We start from the raw sequence: 2,841 nt of genomic DNA on the forward strand, positions 1-2,841 counted from the left end.
ATGCTCATTTTTGCAAGGAAATGAATGCGTCACACATATAATGGCGTTTCCTGTATACCCTAAATCATTCATATACATATAACCATCATAGGAATGAATAACAGATTTAGTAAAACCTTTATATCTTCCTATGTCATGCAGGAGGGCAGCGTTGTATGCTATATCAGCATCTAGGTCGTACCCATTATTAATAAGTTCAACAACTATCTTTTCAGTTGCAAGGGCAACATTACRTGAATGATCGAACCACGGACCTGGGTTTTGTTCATATGCCCACTGGAGTAATTCTCTTGCATATGTCCTATCTAATATATATTTCATATAGGTATCCTTTCTCTAAAAAATCATATATTTAATAATTTCATCTTAGWATTTCATTATTCCTKCTTTAAAARTTGTTACAATGAAACAAAAGGGGGAAAAGGAATGCGAAGTATAGTAATAGAAGAAATTAAACGACTTGATGAAGACATTGAAGAGCTTTCTGAACTGTTGAAAACTGTAGTAAATGATGRGGCGTCAATTGGTTTTTTACCTCCACTGGAACAAAAAGAAGCAACAAATTATTGGCAAACKGTATTAGCACCAGAAGTGATATTGTATGTTGCTAAAATAAACAATGAAGTGGCAGGGAGTATTCAATTACATTTAGTTACAAAGCCTAATGGGATACATAGAGCTGAAATTTGCAAGTTAATGACTCATCCAAACTTTAGACGTAATGGTATTGGACGTTTACTCATGCAAAAAGCAGAGGAGCGAGCAAAACAAGAAAAACGGTCTCTTTTAGTACTAGATACGAGAGAAGGAGACCCTTCCAATAGATTGTATAAATCATTAGACTATCAAGAAGTTGGAAAAATACCTGAATATGCAATTTCTCCGAATGGTGAGTTAGATGCAACGGTAATTTATTATAAAATGATTTAGTTTTTTATTTAAAAAGAGGGATATTTTCAAACCACAAATTTGTTATTAGGTCTCAGTATTGATTTGTAAAAAGATTGATAAACCCCTGTATAATAGGGGGTTTCTTTTCATTCATTAACCTCATATTAAATGTTCAATTTGAGGGCTAATTTGTATAAGGTTTTAACAGGTTTTTTTAGAGTTATTATTTAAATAGGGATTTTGAAGTATTTTGGTGAATATTAAATGTTAATCTAAAAGATGGAGGTTGCTGTGATGTTGAAACTGTTTCAATATAACTGGCAAGTTCGTGATGAATGGTTTACATTGTGCGAAGACATGCCGGATGAAGAACTATTAAAGAAACGGGTCGGTGGGTTCGGCAGTATCCTACATACTTTATTTCACATTGTAGATGTGGAATATATGTGGATCTTAGGTTTGCGAGGTGAGCCAGTTCCTGAGGAGCCATTGTTTGAAGAGTATRCCAGCTTGCAAAAAGTAAAAAATCTCTCAGCTCAATATCACGAGAAAGTGAAGCCATTTGTGACATCTTGGACAAATGAAATGGATTCTCGGAAACTTTCAGAAACTGATTTCAATGAAGAAACGATTAGCTCTAGAGACGCCCCAATCAGGCGCCGAGTCATTGAATGTACACACGGAGAGATAATACGTCATGTCATTGTCCATGAAATCCACCATATCGGCCAGTTATCTATATGGGCACGTGAAATAGGAAAGGAGCCTGTTTCCGCAAATCTGMGRGGAAGAGGGCTATTCGATAACTAGACTACCTTTGCCAATTTCGTAATTTATTTGTAAACGAATGGTTTAATTGAGTATATTTAACACCGTCTATATTTTTCTAGCGGTGTTATTTGAATGTATCAATAAACTTTATTTAATATACTAATTGAATTTGAGAAAGTTTTTAGAGGGTTCTTTTAGTAATGCCCTTCCACTTATAATGGTTGTAGAGAAGATGACTAGGCAACTATAGTTATTTTCGTTTCATTTTTGGGAAGGGGATGAAAGAATGAAAAAGACAAGTTTACAAAAGATGAAAAAGATTATGTTAAGTGGTGGGATATTACTTACGGGATTATTAACATTTGGATTTTCAGAAAAGGCTTCAGCTCATGGGTATGTAGAATCACCAGCGAGCCGATCTTTTTTATGTAAGCAAGGGGTAAATGTAAATTGCGGTCCAGTTCAATATGAACCACAAAGTGTAGAAGGAATAGGCGGCTTTCCGCAATTAGGACCTTCTGATGGACAAATTGCAGGTGCTGGTCATTTTCCTGCTTTAGACGCTCAATCAGTGGATAGGTGGAAGAAAGTTACGTTAAACGGCGGGACGAATACATTCAAGTGGAAATTAACGGCTCCTCATAGTACGAAAGAATGGAAATACTACATTACAAAGAAGGATTGGAATCCAAATATGCCTTTAACAAGGTCTAGTTTAGATTTAGTGCCGTTCTATGTGAAAAATGATGGCGGAGTTAGACCGGGGACAACAGTAACGCATGAAGCAAATGTACCAACTGATCGTAGTGGCTACCATCTTATTTTAGCTGTTTGGGAGATTGCGGACACTGGAAATGCGTTTTATCAAGTTATTGATGTGAACCTTGTGAATAATGGTTTAAATTCCAATTTTGCGTTTAACAATGTAGTGCAAGTTCCTACACTATTTTAAATTAAATATACATTTTGATCATCTAATTCATTTTAGATGATCTTTTTTATGAAAAATATAGAAGAAAGTACAATTATTTATAAAAAATTCGGCTTTAAATATTGTCATATTTGCTTCTTTAAGATATCCTTTTCATGAAGAGGTGGAAAACATGGAAAAAGTACTAGTTTTCGGGCATAAAAACCCAGATACAGATGCAATTTGTTCTGCGATTGCTTATGCAGAAT

General features: G+C 34.9%; 5 protein-coding genes. 4 read left to right on the plus strand and 1 reads right to left on the minus strand.

All coding sequences use genetic code 11. The annotated features are described in order from the left end of the window. The coding region (locus AC1DJR_RS24835) for an HD domain-containing protein (RefSeq protein ID WP_477003744.1) at nt 1–321 on the minus strand (321 nt) is incomplete at its 3' end. A gap of 105 nt (nt 322–426) precedes the next feature. On the opposite strand from AC1DJR_RS24835, the gene AC1DJR_RS24840 reads away from it, so the two are divergent. From AC1DJR_RS24840 to AC1DJR_RS24855, 4 genes are all read left to right on the plus strand, one after another. Beyond that, nucleotides 427–930 carry an N-acetyltransferase family protein gene (locus AC1DJR_RS24840; RefSeq protein ID WP_477003745.1) on the plus strand — a complete coding sequence of 168 codons (504 nt, stop codon included), beginning with the start codon at nt 427–429 and terminating at the stop codon, nt 928–930. Nucleotides 931–1,185: 255 nt separating this feature from the next. Then, nucleotides 1,186–1,701, plus strand: a complete 516-nt coding sequence (locus tag AC1DJR_RS24845) for a DinB family protein (RefSeq protein WP_477003746.1) — start codon at nt 1,186–1,188, stop codon at nt 1,699–1,701. 247 nt (nt 1,702–1,948) lie between these two features. After that, nucleotides 1,949–2,614 carry a lytic polysaccharide monooxygenase gene (locus AC1DJR_RS24850; protein WP_002085072.1) on the plus strand — a complete coding sequence of 222 codons (666 nt, stop codon included), beginning with the start codon at nt 1,949–1,951 and terminating at the stop codon, nt 2,612–2,614. Between the two features lie 106 nt (nt 2,615–2,720). Then, nucleotides 2,721–2,841 (plus strand): DHH family phosphoesterase (locus tag AC1DJR_RS24855; protein ID WP_477003747.1); only part of this gene is annotated, 121 nt, incomplete at its 3' end.

Source organism: Bacillus sp. 05T31, assembly GCF_056396725.1.